General features: G+C 37.2%; 15 protein-coding genes. 8 read left to right on the top strand and 7 right to left on the bottom strand.

The features are described 5' to 3' along the window. Nucleotides 1-92: 92 nt before the first annotated feature. A complete protein-coding gene (locus tag IGL42_RS03075; RefSeq protein WP_002355752.1) occupies nt 93-2,237 on the bottom strand; it encodes a heavy metal translocating P-type ATPase in 2,145 nt (714 codons plus the stop codon). A 126-nt stretch (nt 2,238-2,363) separates the two neighbouring features. On the opposite strand from IGL42_RS03075, the gene IGL42_RS03070 reads away from it, so the two are divergent. Continuing rightward, nucleotides 2,364-3,062 carry a helix-turn-helix domain-containing protein gene (locus IGL42_RS03070; protein ID WP_002381295.1) on the top strand — a complete coding sequence of 233 codons (699 nt, stop codon included), beginning with the start codon at nt 2,364-2,366 and terminating at the stop codon, nt 3,060-3,062. A gap of 69 nt (nt 3,063-3,131) precedes the next feature. On the opposite strand, the gene IGL42_RS03065 is transcribed toward IGL42_RS03070, so the two are convergent. Together IGL42_RS03065 and IGL42_RS03060 are read right to left on the bottom strand one after the other, a co-directional pair. Continuing rightward, nucleotides 3,132-5,138 (bottom strand): KUP/HAK/KT family potassium transporter, encoded by a 2,007-nt coding sequence (locus tag IGL42_RS03065; RefSeq protein ID WP_002381294.1) that lies wholly within the window; start codon nt 5,136-5,138, stop codon nt 3,132-3,134. Between the two features lie 333 nt (nt 5,139-5,471). After that, the gene (locus IGL42_RS03060) at nt 5,472-8,117 is read right to left on the bottom strand and encodes a calcium-translocating P-type ATPase, PMCA-type (RefSeq protein ID WP_002355749.1); all 2,646 of its coding nucleotides are present in this window, start codon (nt 8,115-8,117) and stop codon (nt 5,472-5,474) included. A gap of 822 nt (nt 8,118-8,939) precedes the next feature. On the opposite strand from IGL42_RS03060, the gene IGL42_RS03055 reads away from it, so the two are divergent. Then, nucleotides 8,940-9,245 carry a helix-turn-helix transcriptional regulator gene (locus IGL42_RS03055; RefSeq protein WP_002355748.1) on the top strand — a complete coding sequence of 102 codons (306 nt, stop codon included), beginning with the start codon at nt 8,940-8,942 and terminating at the stop codon, nt 9,243-9,245. 344 nt (nt 9,246-9,589) lie between these two features. Here the strand turns inward: IGL42_RS03055 and queA are convergent, their stop codons facing one another. Then, entirely contained in the window at nt 9,590-10,621 is a 1,032-nt protein-coding gene (queA, locus tag IGL42_RS03050) for a tRNA preQ1(34) S-adenosylmethionine ribosyltransferase-isomerase QueA (RefSeq protein ID WP_002355747.1), read from the bottom strand. Nucleotides 10,622-10,786: 165 nt separating this feature from the next. Between queA and IGL42_RS03045 the strand changes: the two genes are divergently transcribed. From IGL42_RS03045 to IGL42_RS03020, 6 genes are all read left to right on the top strand, one after another. Next, nucleotides 10,787-11,677 (top strand): ring-cleaving dioxygenase, encoded by an 891-nt coding sequence (locus IGL42_RS03045; RefSeq protein ID WP_002355746.1) that lies wholly within the window; start codon nt 10,787-10,789, stop codon nt 11,675-11,677. Between the two features lie 626 nt (nt 11,678-12,303). Continuing rightward, the gene (locus IGL42_RS03040) at nt 12,304-13,497 is read left to right on the top strand and encodes a betaine/proline/choline family ABC transporter ATP-binding protein (RefSeq protein ID WP_002355745.1); all 1,194 of its coding nucleotides are present in this window, start codon (nt 12,304-12,306) and stop codon (nt 13,495-13,497) included. Nucleotides 13,498-13,500: 3 nt separating this feature from the next. Further along, entirely contained in the window at nt 13,501-14,136 is a 636-nt protein-coding gene (locus tag IGL42_RS03035) for an ABC transporter permease (RefSeq protein ID WP_002355744.1), read from the top strand. Between the two features lie 2 nt (nt 14,137-14,138). Beyond that, complete coding sequence (locus IGL42_RS03030; RefSeq protein ID WP_002355743.1) at nt 14,139-15,059, top strand: osmoprotectant ABC transporter substrate-binding protein; 921 nt, start codon at nt 14,139-14,141, stop codon at nt 15,057-15,059. A gap of 3 nt (nt 15,060-15,062) precedes the next feature. Beyond that, a complete protein-coding gene (locus tag IGL42_RS03025; protein WP_010710766.1) occupies nt 15,063-15,725 on the top strand; it encodes an ABC transporter permease in 663 nt (220 codons plus the stop codon). Nucleotides 15,726-15,796: 71 nt separating this feature from the next. Continuing rightward, on the top strand, nt 15,797-16,261 hold the full coding sequence (locus IGL42_RS03020) for a GNAT family N-acetyltransferase (protein ID WP_002355741.1): 465 nt from the start codon (nt 15,797-15,799) through the stop codon (nt 16,259-16,261). A 34-nt stretch (nt 16,262-16,295) separates the two neighbouring features. On the opposite strand, the gene IGL42_RS03015 is transcribed toward IGL42_RS03020, so the two are convergent. From IGL42_RS03015 to IGL42_RS03005, 3 genes are all read right to left on the bottom strand, one after another. Further along, nucleotides 16,296-18,119 carry an APC family permease gene (locus IGL42_RS03015; RefSeq protein WP_002379167.1) on the bottom strand — a complete coding sequence of 608 codons (1,824 nt, stop codon included), beginning with the start codon at nt 18,117-18,119 and terminating at the stop codon, nt 16,296-16,298. A gap of 297 nt (nt 18,120-18,416) precedes the next feature. After that, nucleotides 18,417-19,586, bottom strand: coding sequence for a cation diffusion facilitator family transporter (locus tag IGL42_RS03010; protein WP_002391646.1), 1,170 nt, complete (start codon nt 19,584-19,586; stop codon nt 18,417-18,419). A gap of 220 nt (nt 19,587-19,806) precedes the next feature. Continuing rightward, a complete protein-coding gene (locus IGL42_RS03005) occupies nt 19,807-22,473 on the bottom strand; it encodes a YhgE/Pip domain-containing protein (RefSeq protein ID WP_002379165.1) in 2,667 nt (888 codons plus the stop codon). Nucleotides 22,474-22,485: the final 12 nt, after the last annotated feature.

Raw genomic sequence — 22,485 nt, 5'->3', positions numbered from 1 at the left:
AATACGTCAAATAAGGCAAAAATTTTTTTAAGAAGAAAAAAATAGAGAACAAAAAGTATTGATTACTTTCCATTCTCTACAATTATATCGAATTATTTTTTTGAAATATGCAGTGTCATAGCATTTGCTGCTACAATAATTGTACTTAATGACATCAAGACAGCACCTACAGCTGGATTTAAAACAATCCCAATTGGTGCAAGAACCCCAGCCGCTAAAGGAATAGCGACAATATTGTACCCAGCTCCCCACCAAAGATTTTGGATCATTTTACGTCGTGTTTGTTTGGCTAAATCTAAGAACCTTAAAATATCTTTAGGATCACTATCCGTCAGTACAACATCTGCCGAATCAATCGCTACATCTGTACCAGCGCCTATCGCAATGCCGATTGAAGCACGGGCTAAACTTGGCGCATCATTAATACCGTCTCCTACCATCATGACCTGATGTCCCTCAGTAAGATATTGTTGCACAATTTTTTCTTTATCTTCTGGTAAGAGCTCTGCGTAGTATTCCTTCATTCCTAAATAATTAGCAACTGCACTGGCAGCTGTTTGATTATCCCCCGTTAACATGACTGGCGTAATGCCTTGCGCTTGTAACTCTGCAATAAATGTTTTAGCTTCTGGTTTGACTTTATCTCCTAAAGCAAGCAGTGCGACTAATTGACCAGCGATGATTAAATAACTCAAGGTATTTCCTTGCTCTTGATAGTTTGTTTTAATTGTTTCATCGAAGGTTAACTGTAACCGTGCAACTTCTTTTTCATTGACTATTTTGACTTCTTGGTTTTGAACAGTAGCAACCAGTCCTACGCCTGATAAAGCTTGCAGATTATGGGCTTCATAAGGTTGAACGGCTTGTTTATTTAAATAGTTCATGATCCCAATTGCCAACGGATGATTTGCATTTTTTTCCAATGCCCCAATATATTTAAGTGCTTCTTCTCTAGTAAACTGCTTACTCATTAATTCTAAGCCAGTAACTGTAAATTGTCCTTCTGTTAAAGTACCAGTTTTATCCAGCAACACATATTCAACCTTATTGGCTTGTTCTAATGCATTCCGATTTTTTAAAAGTAAGCCATTTTTAGCAGCAATGGAGGTACTTCTAGCAATCACTAAAGGAATTGCTAAGCCTAACGCATGGGGACAGGCAATAATAAAAACTGTAACCATTCGTTCAAATGCTAGAGACAAATCTTTCGTTACGAGTAACCAACCGATAAATGCTAACACACCTACGAATAAGGCAATATAGAATAACCACTTGGCTACACGGTCTGAAATGGATTCTAGTTTTGATTTTTCCGATTGCGCTTGTTTAACCATCTCCATAACTTTTGACAGGTAACTATTTTCACCCGTGCCAGTTACCGAAATTTCAATCATTCCGTTGCCATTGACAGCTCCACCAATCACGGAGTCACCAATGTTTTTTTCTACTGTTTTTGATTCCCCTGTAACCATCGATTCGTCGACTGTTGTGCTTCCTTTCAAAATTTTACCATCTGTCGGAATTTTATCTCCCGAACGGACAATCAAGCGATCGCCTTCTTGGACATCTTGCAAAGGAATTTCTTCTTCCCCATGTTCAGTCATTCGCTTGACTGTGTCAGGCAACAGTTCAGCCATTTTTTTCAAGGCATCACCAGCATTAGAAATAGCATTCATTTCAATCCAATGGCCTAAAAGCATAATAACAATCAGAGTGGCTAATTCCCAGAAAAAGTCCATCACGTGGGCCTGATTCGTAAAATGATTCATGTAAAACGCATATAAGCTGTAAAAATATGATACCGAAATCCCCATCGCAATTAACGTCATCATTGCTGGACTCTTTTGCTGTAATTCCATTCTAGCGCCACTTAAAAATGGTTGTCCACCATAAAAAAATAGCACAGTTGCTAAAATTAAGACCAACCAATCAGAACCTGGAAAAGTAAATTGAAAAGGTAATTGAAAACCCATCATTGGTGAAAGAACAATAATCGGAATAGCTAAAATCAATGACAGCCAGAATTTTTGTTTAAAATTCCCCATATGCATTGAATGATCCATTCCCTTCATTCCTTCATGTTGGTGTGACATAGCCATTTGTTCATGCGCCATGTCATGATTCATGTGATTCATTTTATCGTGGGACATTGTTGGCTGTTTTTCCTGGTGTTGTTCATGATTATGTTTTGCTGACATATGATCCCTTCTCTTCTTAAGTATTTTCATCTTAAGCATAGCACAAGATGAAAATTGTTAGAAATAATTACTTTTTTTAGTTTAGAAAAAAAAAAGAGCCGAATTTTGCGTATGTATATTTTAAGAACACCTTATCCTCATATTTATTACAAAAGGAGTGTTTCAATGAAAATTACTACAAAGCAAGTCGGGGCGCGCATGCGTGAAGCTCGAAAAAAGAAGAAGTACACTTTACGTTATTTAGCCAATAAAATTGGTTTATCTAGTGGAAGTACAATTAGTAACTGGGAATTAGGTTTGAATTTACCCAATAAACGATACTTAAAAAAAATCGCTAAAGCCTGCGATACAACAGTAGATTGGCTACTTTATGGTGATTTCGATCGATTTGTGCGCCAGCTATTAAAAGAAAATTTTCAAAATAAACAACTGCTAAAACCACCTTTTTTTACTCAGTTGATGGGACGTTTATCTGAAGAACAGCTATCCTATCACGATTCCTTAAAAATCATGATTCAAGCGCAAAAGTTACAGCAGTCCTTTTATGCTTTTCCTTTAACAGTAGAAGCCCCCTCTCATTCCCAAGAGAGTATTTCTATTTATGAACCAACAACTGCAGAAGAACAGTCTGACCAATCTTATTATCATCCGTTTATTTTGTCGGAACTACATGAATTATTTACACATTCTCAAAATCCAGAATTGGATTATTCTCTGATTATCGCTTTTCTTCCTTTGTTAAAAGTAGATCAATTAACTGAACCACAAAAAGAAGTCTTACTGGCCATCTTTAAGCGAATGAATTCCTTTAAAGACCAAACACTTTTAAATGAATTCTTTGTGGAATTACAGTATTTACTCTGATTCTACAAAAAAGATTGAGCCATGTATCTCAAGGACCTAGGCTCAATCTTTTAGTTAAATTTCTTCTATTTATGAACGATTCTTTCGTTCGACTAAGTGCGTTTTCCGTTGTGGGCCAATGATTAAAGGAACGGATTCATATTTGACTTCACTGTATTCCAAGCCAAACCAACTTTCAGGAGAGGTAGTTAAGTTTTTAATAGCTAATTTTGCCTGCATAATTTGTCGATCCCATTTTTTCAGTTCAGAAACGTTAGATAATTCTTCTTGAATTAATACAAATTGGAAATCGCCAACTTCTCTCCCTGGCGTTAATGAATAACGTTGTGGCTGTTTTGGCAAGCGGCCTGTTTTCATCAAGTCATGAACAATTTGTCTTAAATATACATTCACTTCTTGAGAAATATGGAAGCCTAAATATAGCTGAACTTGCACAATAAAATCAGTTCCTAGCATGTCAACAGAATACTCTTGAGTAAAGGGTTCATCTGTTACCTGAACATTAACAAACCAATAAACGTTCGCTCGTTTTGGTTGTTTGTCCAAAATCGAATAAATAATATTACGATTAATTTCGCCGTCCACTCGATCGGAGGTTAAAAAGACCACGTTGGTTTGATACATAGGTACAGATGTATCTTCTTTCAAAGCTTTAAGTTGTGGTACATATTTTTCCAGCGACACTTGTTCCGCCGTTGCTTCCTTAATCTCGTTGCCGCGTTCCCAAATAATCATGATGCATAACAAGAAGACTGCCATTCCCACAGCAACATATCCACCATGGAAAAACTTCGCAGCACTTGAAAAGAAAAAGACAACTTCAATGGCAGCAAAGAACAAGGAAATTAGATACGCAGACCAAGCTGGAATTTTATCCAAAAGATAAAACAACAATAAAATGGTTGTCATTAACATCGTAATCGTAATCGATAGACCATACGCAGCTTCCATGTGTGTCGATGTTCTAAAAGCCAGCACGATTGCTGAACAAGCTAACCACAAAATTAAATTTACCGCTGGAATATACATTTGACCGATATTGCTCCCAGGATAAATAATTTTAAGTCTTGGTAATAACTTCAATTTAATCGCTTCAGAAACTAAAGTATACGAACCTGATATTAATGCTTGCGAAGCAATCACTGCGGCGATTGTTGCAAAAACAACGCCAAATACGAGAATACCTCGTGGAATCATTTGGAAAAATGGGTTAATTTCAGCTAATGCCTGCATTTCAGGGTTTTCTTTGACCGTTAACAACCACGCAGCTTGCCCTAAATAATTAAGAATCAAACAAATCTTAATATACGGCCAGCTAATGCGGATATTCATTTTTCCTACATGCCCTAAATCAGAATATAAAGCTTCAGCACCAGTTGTAGCCAAGAAAATATTCCCTAAAATAAATAGACCTAATTTATTTTCTGGACTGACTAGTAATTGCAAAGCATAATATGGATTTAATGCACGAATAACTGTCCAATCTTGGCTAAAATTCATTAAACCAATGATGCCTAAAAAAGTGAACCACAAGAACATAATCGGCCCAAAAGCTTTCCCGACCAATTCTGTTCCAAATCGTTGAACAGAAAAAAGAATTAAAATAATCGTCAACGTAATAACCACTATAATCGTTTGGTCATTGCCAAAACGTTCAAAAAATGCCGGAATCCCCCGTAAGCCTTCAATCGCTGTCGTCACTGTCACAGCTGGGGTCAAAACGCCATCAGCCAGTAAAGCGGCGCCGCCAATCATTGCGGGAATAATCAAATACTTACTTTTTTTACGAACCAATGTATAAAGAGAGAAAATCCCACCTTCTCCATGGTTATCAGCATTTAAAGCAATAACAACATATTTAATCGTGGTTAAGATAGTCAATGTCCAAAAAATTAATGAGACCGAACCTAAAATAAACGATTCAGAGACCCGTGCCAAGCCACCATTATCTCCTACAATGGCTTTCATTACATATAAAGGGCTCGTTCCAATATCTCCATAGACAACGCCCATGGCAACTAAGATCCCTGCCATCGTAAATTTCCGACGATCAAACCCCTCTGCTTTGTGTAACACAATACTTTCCTCCTACAAAAGAAATGACTTCGTTTAGTTTAACCAACAGCTCCATAAAAACTTTTAAAACTCTTTATTATATAACGTTTTATATATCTTTTTCATTAGTCAAAAAGCGCTTTTTGACTAACGATGCTACTCACTATAATACGTTTTAAATCGTTTAGCAAGTCTTTTTATTAGAGAATGTTCATCTTAGATAAGAAACCCACCTATTTTGAAAAAAGGAAAATCAAAAATAAGTGGGGCAGCAGTCGAAACGACTGCTGCCCCACTTGCTAACTATTAAGATAATTTTCTGAACAAAGGTAGCTCCTTTTATTCCTGTTAAATTTAAATCACTTCTTCTTCCTCTTCGACTTCAGAGAAATGGAACTTAATCATTTCATTGACGAAAATTGGCACAAAGGATAGGAAAATTGCTAACATCCAATGATTTAAACTAATATGCACTAATCCAAATAGTTCTTGTGTGAATGGTAATAAAGCAATGGTTGTGGTAATTAGTAATGCTAAAACGACCATTTCAAAGAGCGACTTGTTGCTTGATAATTTTACACGGAAAACAGAGTTCGCACTACGAACATTAAAGACATGTAAGATAGAGGAATAAGCTAAGATTAAAAATGCCACTGTTTGTCCAACTTCATAGCTGTTTGAAACATAGGCTGAAACACCTGGTACAAAGGCACCTAGGTAAAAACCAAACAAAGTAATGACTGTGAACACTGCTGCATTAATCCCAATCTTTTGCCATAAGCCTCGTGCAAAAATCCCTTCGTTTTTAGGGATTGGTGCCTCATCCATAATTCCTTTTTCCGCTGGTTCTTTTCCTAATGCAAAACCAGGTAACCCATCTGCGACCACGTTAACAAACAACAGTTGAACTGCAGTAAATGGCGCACCCCAACCAAGTAACATGGCAATTAAAACAATAAAAATCTCAGAAATATTACAGCTTAATAAGAAGTTAATGGCTTTACGAATATTTCGGTACACGGCACGTCCTTGCGCCACTGCATCAACAATAGTTGCAAAGTTATCGTCCGTCAAAATCATATCTGAAGCGCCTTGGGCCACATCTGTTCCAGTAATCCCCATTGCGCAACCGACATCACTAGCTTTCAAGGCTGGCGCATCATTCACGCCATCTCCGGTCATTGCTACAACAGCGCCAGAACGTTGCCATGATTGAACAATTCGAATTTTATCTTCAGGGGTTACACGCGCATAAACGGATAAATCTTTAACCCGTTTATCTAATTCTTCATCACTCATTTTTTTCAGTTCTGAACCAGATAAGGCTTCACTTTTATCTTTTAAAATTCCTAATTCTTTAGCAATTGCACTGGCTGTTACCACGTGATCACCAGTAATCATGACTGTTTTAATTCCAGCTTTTTTCGCACGAGCAATGGCGCCCTTACTTTCTGGACGTGGTGGATCAATCATGCCAATTAAGCCTAACAAGCGAAGATTTTTTTCTAAAGCCTCTGATGTAATTTCCTTGGGTGGTTCATCATATACGGCATAACCGACAGCAATAACTCGTAACGCTCGTTTTCCGAAACGATCATTAACAATAGCCGCTTGATCGACATCTCCGAAACCAAAACGAGGTAGTAACACATCAAAGGCTCCTTTAGTAATTGAGATGTACTTTTTCCCCCATTGATGGACCGTAGTCATCATTTTTCGTTCTGAATCAAAGGGAATTTCACCAATACGAGGATATTTTTCTTCAAGTTCTTCTTTAGTATGATAATTTTCTTCGACAGCACGAACAATTGCCGCTTCTGTCGGATTCCCTGTAACAGTTAGTTCATCGCCTTCTTTTTCCACAATGACATCTGTACATAAAGCAGCCATTTTCAATACTTCCATGGCTTCATCGGTCATGGCATCTTCCGTATCCGTTACTTCATCACCACGATGCCATACTCGGCGGACACGCATTTTATTTTGTGTCAGTGTTCCTGTCTTATCAGAACAGATAACATTCGCAGTTCCTAGCGTTTCTACTGCTGGCAATCGACGAATAATCGCATGTTTCTTAGCCATTTTTTGAACACCATATGCTAAGGTTAACGTTACAATCACGGTTAGTGTTTCTGGTACAGCTGCCACCGCTAAGGAAACGGCTGTCATAAACATTTCAAGAAGCGGTTCTCCTTGCAGTTCACCAATAATGAAAACAATTGCTGCAGCCCCTAAGGCTAACAAACTAATACGTTTGCCTAATTGATTCAAGCGTTTTTGTAATGGTGTTTTTTGTTGATCGCTGTTATTCAGTAACCCAGCAATTTTACCCATTTCTGTATTCATTCCTGTTGCAGTTACTACTGCTCGTCCGCGGCCATTCACAACGGTACAGCCTTTGAAAATCATATTTATTTGATCTCCTAAGCCATCATCGTCATGCCCCACGTATGTAGGATCTTTTTCAACAGGTTCACTTTCACCTGTTAGTGCTGACTCTTCTACGCGCATTTGAGAAGCTTGAATAAGTCGTGCATCGGCTGTAATCATTGAACCAGCTTCAAGAACTAGAACATCTCCTACTACTAGTTCTTCAGCATCGACTTCGATTACCTTGCCATCTCGTAAGACTGCACTACTTTGCTTGTTCATGTCTTGTAAAGCCGCCAGAGATTTTTCAGCATTTCCTTCTTGAACAATGGCCAAAACAGCATTGATAATCACAATTGCAATAATTAAGATTCCTTCAAAATATTCGCCATGTTCTGTTACGATTGCTGTATAAAACGAAATTGCCGCAGCAACTAATAAAATAATCGTTGTAAAATCAGATAAACTGTGAATAAATTTCTTTAACACAGAATCCTTCTTAGCCTCTTCAAATTGATTGCGGCCATTTTCTTTCAGCCGTTGTTGGGCCTCTTGTTGTGTTAAACCAGTTTCAGTATTGACTGAAACTTCTTTTGTGACAGTATCGACAGATTGCTTGTAAGCTTCCATCCTATTCCCCCTCTAATTTTTTCTTCCTATATAATAGTGTCTCTATTAAATATAACATGATTTTTTTTGAACACGCAACTTTTTTCATCTTTGGCTTAGCGTTCTCTCATATGTCCAGAAAAAACTGGTATTTTCGTTGTTGCTACAGCAATGTTTCTATTTGATTATGGGAATTTTATGAAAAAAGAAACGAATTCAGCCAAAAAGCAATGGACATTTTTTTCATTTTGTCTGATAAAAAAATAGTTTATTTCTATATATTCAAAACAAAACAACAAAAAAATACAATGTTATTTGGTTCGCACGATTATTTATTTTACATGTTATAAAATAACCAGAAAAATATTATATTTAATCTTATTAATAAGTGTTATAACTTGCAAACGCTTTCAAAAAGTGCTATTCTTTAAGTGTAAGGAGGACATGCTAATCAATTGGTTGAAGATTTTCTCAGTAGATAAAAATCGGTAAACTCAAAGTTGTTAGAATTGCAAGATTCACCTGTAAACAATACGTGTAGAGTAATTGTTAGTGATAACTCGTATCGGAAAATAGGGAAAGGTTATAGAAGGATGGAGTTTCTATAAAGCATTTACCCTATCTGTTATCACCTAACGCAAGTTATCCACCATCCAAGCGTCGAAACTGTATGAAAACAAGGTTTTAGTTTCACCACATCACGTTCACCTTTTGCTTTACATGTATCGCGAAATGTAAACACTTATTCAACCAATTGATGTCTTCCCGTTAACAAGGCCGAGCTTAAATTTAAGCTCGGTTTTTTCTTTTAGGCAATAAAATATATTTGTATCAAATAATCATATGTGTTATATTCAAGGTGCACATTCTATTTTATCTTCTTTTAAAGGAGGGAATGCTATGCGAAAAAAGAAAAAATCTTCGTTTGAAAGTTCAATTCATGTTTATCGTGCTATGGCTCGTATGACCCAGCAAGATTTGGCCAATCGAGTCGGTGTCTCTCGACAAACAATTATTCAACTGGAACGAAACAAGTACAATCCTTCATTACTTCTTGCGCATGACATCGCGAACGTCTTTGGCGTAACCATTGATGATGTGTTCACCTTCAAAGAAACACTGAATGACGATGTAGAACAAGAAGCCTAAACAGTATAAGCTGTACTTAACAAGACAATTTTTCTGATTGTACTTGGAGTTGCCGAGGTACAACTTAGTACCGGCAATACGAAGAAAGCACTTCTTCGTATTGTTGTTTCAATAATTAATCTTTGCTTACATAAAAAAAGAACGGCGCAACCGTGGTTGCGCCGTTCTTTTTATTCTAAGATTGTCTACTAAGCATTTTTGTCCTAGTAGCGTTTTGGTTTCTAACTTTATTATTTACAGGGGAAGAAAAAATAAAGCACACCTTTACTGTGATTCCAAAAATCACGTGTTTATCATAATATATTTTTGTTTCAATCCCAAGTATTCTGCTCACAAAGTGTCGCTTATTTAATAAACATTGCATCGCCAAAACTAAAGAAACGATATTTTTCCTCAATTGCATGTTGGTAAGCAGCCAATGTTAAGTCTTTTCCTGCAAAGGCACTCACAAGCATCACTAACGTAGATTTTGGTAAATGGAAGTTCGTTGAAAAAGCCTCTACGACTTTAAATTGATACCCTGGTGTGATAAAAATATCGGTCCAACCACTGTCAGCCTGGATTTCACCATTAAATTTTGTGCCAATTGTTTCCAACGTACGAATAGAAGTTGTTCCAACCGCAACAATCCGACCGCCTGCTTGGCGCACTTCATTTAATTGCTTAGCCGCTTCTTCAGTTAAACGATAGAATTCGCTATGCATATGATGTTCTTCTATATTATCAACGCTCACGGGACGGAATGTTCCTAAACCGACATGTAAAGTTAAATAAACGAGATGAACACCTTTTGCTTTGATCTCTTCTAATAGTTCTTTTGTAAAATGCAAACCCGCTGTTGGTGCTGCAGCTGAACCATTTTCTTCAGCATAAACCGTTTGATAACGATCTGGGTCATCTAGACGTTCTTTGATATATGGCGGCAATGGCATTTCTCCTAACGATTCTAAAATTTCTAAGAAAATACCATCATATTTAAATTCAATGATTCGACCACCATGTTCCAACTCTTCTTTAACCACCGCTTTTAGGCGACCATCGCCAAATTGAATTTCCGTGCCGACTTTTGCACGTTTCGCGGGTTTAATCAAGGTTTCCCATGTATCGCCTTCTGTATTTGTTAAAAGTAAAACTTCCAAATGACCGCCTGTTTCAGGTTTTTCTCCATATAAACGGGCCGGCAGTACCCGTGTATTATTCATGACTAATGCATCCCCAGGCTGTAATTCATCAAGGATATCATGGAAATGTTTATCCTCCATGTCCCCTGTTTCTTTATTTACAACTAATAATCGTGAACTAGCGCGATCTTTTAGTGGGGTTTGAGCAATTAATTCTTCTGGTAAATCAAAATCAAAATCTTCTGTACTTAGCATTTCCGTCACTCTTTCTACTAGTTTTTATCTTGGTTATTCTAACACTTTTTCTTGTTTCTGGCTATGTCAGCCTTCTAAATCAAACTAAATAGTTGTCAAAAAATGTCAGAAGCACTATACTTACTTTAAGTAAGTATACATAGTTATTTAGAGGAGGAACTCAAAATGCATGCTCAATTTCATCATGTTTCACTATTAGCGCGTCATGGTCAAGAAAACCAATCATTCTATACAAAATTGTTAGGCTTACGCTTTGTCAAAAATACCGTCAATCAAGACAACAATCGCATGCCTCATTATTTTTATGGCGATTATCAAGGCACGCCGGGAAGCTTAGTAACTTTTTTTATCGTGCCCTTATTAGGCAACCGCTATGAAGAAAAAAATTATTTAGCCACGATTGGCTTAAAAATTCCCCAAAACAGCCTTTCCTTTTGGGAACAACGTTTAACAGAAAACAAAATTCCATTTAACAAAAAAGAAAAGAGCCTACATTTCAGTGATCCAGATGATACGCATATTATCCTGACAGAAGTTCCTGAAAATCCATTAAAAGAAACACTCGTTGTTTCTAACGACATTCCAGCAGCGGTTCAAATTATCGGTTTGGCCTCTACTGAATTTCATGTACCAGATTCTGAAAAAACCTTGGCCTTTTTTGAAACATTTCTTGGTTGGCAAGCAGTTGGCAATACGATTATTTTAAGTGAGACGGAAAGCTTTTCTGTTCATCAAACAACGTCGGATAAAACAAGTCGAATGGGGCGTGGCAGTATGGATCATATTGCTTTTTCTGTGGCTGATGATGAAGCATTACAAGAACTACACACGCGCGCTTTAGCACAAGGCTGGGAAATTGAAATGTATGTAAGTCGTGGATATTTTAAAAGTTTATACATTCGTGAACCAGGCGGGAATCGGGTTGAATTTGCTACTTTGACTCCTGGCTTTACATTGGATGAGCCTCTGGAACATTTAGGGGAAACGTTGGCTTTACCGCCTTTTTTAGAACCAAAACGGACTGCAATTGAAGCCAACCTCTACAAAGACATGTAACCAACACTTTAGAAAACAACGGAAGACGGACGTAATAATCGGTGACAAAATTACGTCCGTCTCTCTTCCCCTATGTTTGAATGTTTGAACAAGAGAATAAAAAATGACCTTCAGATTTTTCTGAACGTCATTGCACATTCCATAAAAAGCATCCTTCGTTCTTCCACTTCTTACTTCTTAAAAAAACTGGTAATTTTTTCAAAAATTCAGTAAAATAAAAGTGATCAATGGTTTCCATTGATTGAACGGGCAACTTGATGGTCCACTTGCACAGGTGACTATTCAAGGCTTCGTGATTTAGTTGCCGCTAAATCATGAAGCGCCTTTTTTTATTTTATTCCCTTGTTCTCTTTCCATTCTAATGAAAAACTCAGCTCCCGTCAACTTGCTATAAAGGACACTTTTCTTTGTTATAGCGGCTTTTCCCCCTTCTCAGAATACTCTTTTTAACATCTTGTTTCGTTCAGATAACTTTTACTAAACAATAGTTATCTTTTCTTTTTTTTAGAACGAATTAAAAAAATTTTACCGCCTTCTTTTTCCCATTAAAAATAGATTACATTTGTCGAAATCGCATTTTTATAGCATACTAGTAATAAGATACATTTTCAAAATATTTAGTTGAGGTGAGTAAGTTGATAGAATTTCAGCATGTATCAAAATTTTATAAAGGCGGAAAAGTCGCCGTTGATGACATTAATTTGTCTTTCGATAAAGGTGAATTTATCTGCTTCATCGGAACAAGTGGTAGTGGAAAAACAACATCAATGCGGATGCTTAACCGCATGACCGACCCTTCAAAAGGAAAAATTTTAATTGATGGCCAAGATATTCAAAAAATCAATCCTGTAGAGCTACGTCGCCAAATTGGCTATGTCATTCAAAATATCGGCTTGATGCCTCACATGACCATTCGTGAAAATATCGTTTTAGTGCCTAAATTATTAAAAGTACCTGTGGAAGAACGCAATAAGATAGCCGAAAAAATGATTGATTTGGTTGAGTTACCACGAGAAATGTTGGACCGCTATCCCAATGAACTTTCTGGGGGACAACAACAAAGAATCGGCGTTGTGCGGGCTTTAGCTGCCAATCAAGATATTATTCTAATGGATGAACCTTTTGGTGCTTTAGATCCTATCACCCGTGATTCATTACAAGATTTAGTGAAAGATTTGCAAGAACGTTTAGGAAAAACTATTGTCTTTGTTACCCATGATATGGATGAAGCGTTGAAATTAGCAAATAAAATTGCCATTATGAGCGAAGGCAAAGTAATTCAATTTGACACACCAGATAATATTTTACGTCATCCAGCCAATGAATTTGTAGAAGAACTCATCGGAGAAGATCGCTTATTACAAGCCAAACCTGATTTCACCACTGTTGATGAAGTCATGTTAAATTCAGCTATTACTATCACGCCGGAAAAATCTTTACAAGAAGCGATTAAATTGATGCGTGAAAAACGGGTTGATACCTTATTAGTTGTTGATAATTCCCATGTGCTTAAAGGCTTTATCGATGTTGAAACATTAGATCAGCAACGTGGCAAAGCTTCTAGTGTTGGTGATATCTTGAATAAAGATGTCTTCTTTGTTCAAAAAACCGCTCTTTTACGTGATGCTTTACAAAGAATCTTAAAACGCGGCTTAAAATATGTGCCAGTCGTTGATGAACAAAAACGAGTGGTGGGCATCTTAACACGTGCTTCCCTTGTTGACATTGTTTATGATGTTATCTGGGGCGATGAAACAACGATTAGTGAAGCTGTAGAAGCAAAACAAAGCGAGTCCGAAACTGATAAAGAGGAGGCGTAAGCAATGAGTAGCTTCTTTCAAGAATATGGATCAGAAATGATTTCAAAAAGTATTGAACATATTTATATTTCATTCTTTGCACTTTTATTAGGGGTCGCTATCGCTGTGCCCGTTGGCGTTTGGTTAACACGTTTGCCCAAAGTAGCCAATATTGTCATTGGTTTAACAAGTGCCTTACAAACGGTTCCTTCGTTGGCTTTATTAGCTTTGATGATTCCAATTTTTGGTGTCGGCAAAACACCCGCTATTATCGCGCTATTCATCTATTCCCTTCTACCTATTTTAAGAAACACGTATATCGGAATGAAAAATGTCGATGAAAATTACCGAGATGTTGCTAAAGGCATGGGCATGACCAATTTACAGTCTATTTTTAGTGTTGAATTACCCATTGCCATGCCAACAATTATGGCCGGCATTCGTTTAGCTGCTGTCTATGTCATTGCTTGGGCTACACTGGCTTCTTATATTGGTGCAGGTGGTCTTGGTGATATGATTTTCAGTGGATTAAATAACTATCAGCCAGAATTAATCTTTGGCGGGACTATTCCGGTAACTATTTTAGCGCTTTTAGCAGATGTTCTTCTTGGATTATTAGAAAATCGTTTAACGCCAAAAGCTTTAAGGGAGGGCGAATAATGATGAAAAAGAAACTCAAGTTAAGCTTACTCTTCTTAAGCAGTTTACTTTTATTGGCAGGTTGTTCTTTACCTGGTCTCGCTTCAACTTCTGATGATAACACTGTCGCCATTACAGGTGGGATTACTTCAGAAGCGCAGATTTTAGGGAGCATTGTAGCGGATATGGTTGAGCATTACACAGATAAAAAAACAAATGTGATTAACAACTTAGCCACTACTACCATCAATCACCAAGCAATGTTAAACGGAGATGCCTCAATTTCTGCAGCTCGTTATACTGGTACTGACGTGACTACTACGCTGGGCTTACCAGCGGAAAAAGACCCTAAAAAAGCGTTTAACCTAGTTCAATCAGAATTTGAAAAACGTTATCAACAAACTTGGTTCCCTTCATATGGATTTGAAAATACTTATGTATTCTTAGTTACAAAAGAAACGGCTGAGAAATACAATTTAAAAACAGTCAGTGATTTAGGGAAAGTCGCAGACAAATTAGTTGCTGGTGTCGATACTGCGTGGATCACACGTGAAGGCGACGGTTATGAAGGCTTTAAAAAGGAATACAACTTCCAATTTAAATCTATTTTACCAATGCAAATTGGCTTGGTGTACGATGCAGTCAACGCTGGAAAAATGGACGTTATCTTAGGTTACTCAACAGACGGCCGGATTGGTAGTTACGATTTAGTCATGTTAAAAGATGACAAGCGCTTCTTCCCGCCTTATGATGCCGCTCCTGTGGTTAGTGACAAATTATTAAAAGAAACGCCGGAAATCAAAGATGTATTAAATCGCTTAGATGGTAAAATTTCTACCAAAAAAATGCAAGAATTGAACTATCAAGCAGATAATGATTTAATTGAACCTGCGGTCGTAGCCGAACGTTTCTTAAAAGAAAATAACTATTTTGAGGGGGAGTAACAGATGAATAATATGAATTTATTCCAACAATTTATCTACTATTTCCAACAAAATGGCGGCTACGTCTTTCAACAATTTTTACGTCACTTTTTAATTTCGATTTATGGCGTAATCTTTGCTGCAATTGTCGGGATTCCTATCGGGATTATGATTTCACGTAAACATAGCTTAGCCAACTGGATTATCCGTTTAGCGAACATTATCCAAACAGTACCAGCTTTGGCAATGCTTTCGATTTTAATGTTGGGAATGGGCTTAGGCGTCAACACGGTGGTTGTAACGGTCTTCCTTTATTCTCTCCTACCAATTATCAAGAATACGTACACTGGCATGATTCAAGTGGATCGCAATATTTTAGATGTTGGTAAAGGAATGGGTATGACAAAAGTACAACTTCTTTATATGGTCGAGTTACCTTTATCTGTTTCAGTAATCATGGCAGGTATTCGAAATGCGTTAGTCGTCGCAATCGGGATTACTGCGATTGGTGCTTTCGTTGGTGCTGGTGGTTTAGGGGATATTATTATTCGTGGAACCAATGCCACAGATGGTGCTTCTATCATTTTAGTCGGTGCCTTACCAACGGCCTTTATGGCGATTATCACAGATTGGGTTCTAGGGATTATTGAACGTCGTTTAGACCCAGCTAGCAAACATTCCAATTAATAAAAAATGCAGAGCAGATCCAACATTGTTTCTTTTCAATGGGATCTGTTCTTTTATCTAGGAGATTAATAATGTCTAACTATACTATTATCGATTTAAACCAACAACCACACTTAATTCCGTCAGCTGCTCAATGGTTTAGCCAAAAGTGGCAAATCCCCGCTGAAGCGTATCAAGGAAGTATGCAGGAAATGCTAACTAGCGAAAACCACGTACCACATTGGTGGGTCTGCTTGAATAAACAGCAGGACATCGTTGCAGGCGTGGGCGTAATTGATAATGACTTCCACAATCGTGCAGACCTTACGCCAAACCTTTGTGCATTGTATGTCGAACCAACATTTCGTCACCAAGGCTTAGCAGGAATTCTTTTAACAACAGTTGGTGATTTTCTTGCTAATTCTGGATTTAAAAAGCTTTATTTGCTCACAGACCATACTACTTTTTATGAAAGATATGACTGGGAATTTTTGACAATGGTAACCACCGAAGAGCAGTCTTGCGCTAGAATTTATCAAAAACAATTACGTCAATAAAAAAATCTGCCATCAAAAGATAGCAGACTTTTATTTATTTTTTCAAGTGATAACTATAGGTAGCCACAATAATATTTTCCCGCCACGCTAAACGAATCCGCAAGCGTAAACTTGTTTGGTTATGCAAAATATTTTGCCAACGTTTATTCGGTACAAATTGTGGTACTAAAACCGTTGTACTGTAGTTATGCTTCGTGGCATTTTTACTAACCAAATCAACATAACGTAAGATAGGATTTTGCAGTGAACGATACGAAGAATGGACAATTGATAGACGAACGTCCGGGAAGTGTTTTTTAAACTCTTCCTGAATTTCTTTTTCCTTCTCAACATTTTCATCCATTGAGACATGCATGGCAACGACATAATCGCCAATGGAACGCGCATAATTCAAGGCGCCGACATTTGCCTTGGTTACGTTCCCTACTAGAACAATAACTGTATTCCCATCAAACTCATGCAACTGTGCCCCATCTTCTAAACGTAGCTGTTCCGCCACATTTTTATAGTGAGTGTTGACCCGATAAAATGCATAAATCAACACCGGCATAATAATAAAGAATGGCCAGATGTCCCCTAATCGATAAATAAACAAAATGGCGATAATCGCGAAAGAGATAAAGGCGCCGACAATGTTAGCAATTGATTTTGGCAACCAATTTTTAGTTTCTTTTCGCCATTTTACAACCATCCCCGATTGAGACAAAGCAAACGGAATAAACACACCAATTGAATACAATGGGATTAAACGTTCTGTGGAACCTTGGAAAATCAATAATAAAACAATGGAACCAGCAGCTAAAGTTAAAATACCATTTGAATAGCCTAAACGGTCGCCACGATCCATATACATATGTGGCATAAACTTATCTTTGGCTAAGTTATAAGCCAAAACTGGAAAGGCTGAGAATCCTGTGTTAGCGGCAACCGCTAAAATTAAGGCTGTCGCAAACTGTAATAAATAATATAAAATATTTTGACCAAAGACCGCTTTCCCAATTTGTGAAAGAACTGTCACTTCTTCTTTGGGCACAATCCCATACCAATAGTTAATAAACGTAATCCCCACGAAGAAGAACCCTAAAATCGTTGCCATTAACGCTAACGTCCCAGCAGCATTTTTTGCTCGTGGTTTCTTAAAGAATGGCACTGCATTACTGATTGCTTCAACCCCTGTTAAGGAAGAAGAACCAGATGAAAAAGCCCGTAAAACTAAGGCAATAGAAATTCCTGGAACCACGGCTCCTGGTAAAGCTGTCGCATTCAATGGCTGTGCGCCAGTCACAATTTTAAATAGCCCAACAACAATCAGTAAGGTAATAATTGCGATAAAACTATACACTGGCAACATTAAGAACGAAGCTGATTCTCTCAGGCCCCTCAAGTTCATTAAGGTAATCAATATCACAATCCCAATAGAAATTGCTACTTGATGACCATATAACGCTGGAATCGCCGATATAATCGCCTCTGCACCCGCTGAAACTGAAACGGCTACTGTTAGCATATAATCGACTAACAACGAACCACCAGCCAATAAACCTGCATTTCTGCCGAGGTTTTCACTACTAACAACGTATGCGCCGCCGCCATGCGGATACGCATGAATAATTTGTCGGTACGACAATGTTAAAGAAATAAGTAAAATAATAACAAATGCAGCAATTGGCAATGAATACCAAATCGCAGCCGCCGACAAAGTAACCAGAACCACCACTATTTGTTCTGTACCATACGCAATGGATGAAAGTGCATCAGAAGATAACAACGCAAGCGCTGCAAATCTGCTTAATTTATGTTCATCATTTTCGGCTGATTTCAATGGTTTCCCAATGAACAGTCGTTTTAAATCCGCCATTTTTTTCTACTCCTTTTCTCTAGAGTGACCCGCTCACTTTTTTCATTATTTTTTATCAAACAAATCCATATGCTACGCTTCTCACAATGAAAAGTCAATTGATTTTTGTTACTGAAAAAGATAAAAAAATCACCATCTTTTTTTAATCAGACACTCATTTACAGTTCCCCGCTTCCTTTATCTTATCAAGAGAATCCAGATAACAAAAGGATTTGCATTCTCTAAACAAAAAAGCGAGAGCTAAAAGTCTATTTGACCTTTTGGCTCTCGCTTAAAAACTTAGTTAATTATTCCCTTTTATTGTAACAAGTACGTATGATCGAAGGTAATTTCCACTTTATAACGACCAATTTTTTCATAAACTTGCCGTTGAATTTCCACACCCAGTTCAAATTCAGATAATTTTGATTCTGTAGGCAAAACCAAGTCGAACAAAATCTTTGGCTCTTCGCCATGGGTAACTAAGCGGATATCATGGACTTTTAAAGACGCATCAAAAGAACGAATAATCTTTTTGATTGTTTGATGAACAAATTGTTGTGTTGGGTCATACAAATTCACTGGATCAATATGACAAACAAGATTAACATCTAATTCTTCTTTAAACTTCGCTTCAATCGCATCGATTGTCTGATGGGCTTTATTTAAATCCCAGCGATCATCAATTTCAATGTGAACAGACGCAAACGTTTGGCTAGGACCATAATTATGAATCAGTAAATCGTGATACCCTACAATTGTTTCCATTTTTGATAAGACATTTTTCATTTCATCAATTTCTGTTTGGCTCGGACGCATACCCATCAACTCATTAATAAATTCGCGAATTAACTGCAAGCCACTATAAATAATATATGCAGCAATTAAAAAACCAATATATCCATCAATTCGCAAACCAGTGACGCCTTCAATAAATGCAGAAACCAAAACAGCTAATGTAGTATAAACATCATTGAAGCTGTCCTTAGCAGAAGCAACTAATGCTTGAGAATCAATTTTTGCTGATACTTTTTTGTAAAACAGCCCTTGCCAAATTTTAATCCCAATTGACAAAGCTAAAACAGCAAATAAAATGGGTGTCACCTTGATTGATTCTGGATGCAGGATACGATCAACGGAGGTCGTTAGAAACTCAAACCCAATAAACGTAATCACTAATGATACAAGCATTCCACTAATATATTCAAAACGTTCATGGCCATAGGGATGTTCTTTATCCGCTGGCTTACCAGCAATATAAAAACCGACTAATGTTAAAACTGAAGAAATAGTATCGGACAAGCTATTAATGGCATCTGCCATGATTGAAACACTACCTGAAAGCAAGCCAATCATAAATTTACTAACGAATAAAAATAAATTAGAAACAAGCCCAATCCGCCCGGCAAAAGCACCGAATGCTGTTCGTTTTTCCAATTTACGACGTTCAATTTTTTTCTCATATCGTTGAAGCAATGCTTGAATCATTTTACAACCCCTACCCACTTTTTATTTCTTAAAAAAATACTATAAAACCTTTTTATACATTTGTACACAAAAAACCTCACTTTCTGAGGGAGATTTTATTATTTAGCATTGCCAAAAAGTCAAAAGCAAGAGCCCCCAAAACTTCTTTGTTAGGGTTGCCTTGAAAATAAAAAAAAACAAAAAGCCGAAAACGCTAGAGACGTTTTCAGCTTTTTGTTTTTTAATGGAATAAATGGCTCTTTTGTGCTAAAGCCGCAAATTTTTTCGATCTGTGTTCCAGATGTGGATAAAGAATTGCACCGCCAATACTAAAGACGACTGAAATCCCCACCATAATCCAAATTGCAAACCAAGCATTTGGCCAGTAAATGCCTCCTGCTGATTCCCTTAGCAAGTTCACGGCATGCGTAAACGGCAAGAACGGATTAATCATTTGGAAGAATTTACCTGAGACTTGAATTGGGTAGTTCCCGCCCCCACCAGAGATGGATAGTACCAAGATTATTATCGCAATTCCTTTCCCTACATTGCCAAAGAGAGCAACGAGCACATAAACCATTATCATAAACGTAATGGCAATCAATACGGCAAACCAGACACTATACGCTGGATTACGGACATCTACGCCTAACGCAAAGTAATTACCTAGCGTTACAATCAGCGCTTGACCAATCCCCATGACAATGAAGGTAAACATCCGTGCTGAAAATTGTTCCCGTTTAGAAAAGCGTTTTTTATCTTTTCCTTCAAGATAAACATCTGTTGTCGCAACACTTGAGAATAACACAGCGCCAACCCATAAACACAAAGCTGTATAGAATGGCGTACTTGCCGAACCATTATTAGCAATCGGATAAACAGCATGTTCTTTGACTTCAACTGGTTGTGTAAAGAAGTCACTTTCTTTATTGGCATCTAATTTTAGTAATTTAAGAATTTCACCTAAATCAACTTCTTTTTCACCTTTACGGATTGCATTCGCTGCTTTGTGTAATCCTGTTTTGATATTTGGCCAATCATTAATAATCAGCTCGTTGGCTTTGTCCAAGGCCGCTTCAACATCTGGCATTTTCTCATTGACTGTTTTCAAGGTATTCGTTAAATCTTTTCGGATACCTGGATAGTCATTTTGCATAAAGGCTGCCGCTTTGCTGACTTTGTCTTGAATGACTGGTAAATCGTTTTTATACAAATCAGCACCACGATTAATGCCATTGACAATGGTTTCCATATTGCCATTCAACATCGTATTCGCATCATGAATTTCTTGTTTAATTGCCGGCATTTCGGCTTGATATTTTTCTAATAAAGAAATCGCATTAGTGACCGTTTGACTTGTTGAGCTCAATAATCCTTCAAAGTCAATTTGTTGCGCTTTGTTTAGTTGACCTTGAGCGTTTTGGATGGTAGCAATTAATTTGTCTAAAATCGTTTTTACTGTGTTTTCAATTGCATCAGGGTTAATACTATTGACGGTTGCTTCTACTTGTTGAGCTTCTGCTTGAATAGCATTTAAATCTGCATCAGTTACCGCATTCACATCAATGTTATCAACATCAGTTTTTAATCTAACTACAATACCATCAATCGTATTCAATCTATTTATTGTGTCTTGTAAATCAGTGTTACCTGTGGCTTCTTGTATTTGCGTAAACAGTTGAATCAGCTGTTGGATATTTTCATGTTGTTTTCCTAGGCTTTCAGACAGTTGCTGCTTAATTGCTTCTCTTTCTTCAACTGGTAAACGATGATTTTTTAAATCTTCTAGTGCCGTATTTACACCAGCGCTAATTGTTCCAATTGCTTTTAAAATCGTCCCCACACTTTGAGTAATTCCAGGTAAAGCCTTTTCCAATTGAGTGGCGCCATCTAATGTGACATTCCCTAAATCATTGGCTTGATCACCTAGTTTACGAATATCTGGTAACGCCGTTTGGACTTGTTGAATGATTTCTAATCCTTGTTTTGCTTCTTGGATTCCTTCGCTCATTGTTTGTTCCACAGAGGCAAAGTCTTCATCAATCATAGCAATTTGTCGGCCAGCGTTTTGAATTTCTGGAATTTTTTCTTGTAACGTCAAAATAACACTAGCTTGCTCTTTGATGCTTGGCATTTTGCCATTTAGCTCAACAATCTTCTCTCCTAAAGCATCAACTTCAGGTAAATATTTCATCGCATCGTTGGCTTTCGCTAATTTTTCTTTTAGCTCAGGCATCTTACCATGTAAGTCTGTGACTTGTTTTGCATACGTATCAATGGTTCCAATGTTGGCATCTGTATCTAAAATCATGCTCTTAACTTTTTGAATGCTGACCATGTTTTTATCAATATCATAGCCAATATCATTGAATGTTTTGATTAACGTACTACTTGCCGTTTTAATGAATTCTTCCGAAATTTGTGACTGAATGGAAGAAGCGCCTTTTGACGTAATTTTCGGCGCAATTGCATTAATTTTTTCGTTAATTGAGTATTCAATTTTAGGTTTATTGATATCACCAGAAGTAAAACTTAGCAAATCTTTTGAAAAATCTTTAGGTAAATAAATCCCGGCAAAATATTTTCCTGATTGGACCCCTTTGTCTAATTCCTTTTTCGAATCAACAAAACGCCAACCTAATTGCTTGTTTTTCTTCAAGTTTTTCAAGACTTCATCACCAATATTGACCGATTTATCTTGAAAAGTTGCTGTTTGGTCATCACTATAGACCGCTATTGGTAACTCTCCTGTATTTGAATACGGATCCCATAGTGCTTTAATGTTAAACCATGCATATAATGATGGAATAATCATTAAGGCAACAATCAAAAATGTTGCTACTGGGTTTTTAAAAATTCTTTTCCAATCTAAAATAAATAGTTCCCATGTATTTTTTATATGTTTCATAAAATCACCTGC

The organism is Enterococcus sp. DIV0712, assembly GCF_050554855.1.
Taxonomy (GTDB): domain Bacteria; phylum Bacillota; class Bacilli; order Lactobacillales; family Enterococcaceae; genus Enterococcus; species Enterococcus faecalis.
Note: the sequence above shows the minus strand (reverse complement) of the source record. Positions and strands in the feature narration are given on the sequence as shown.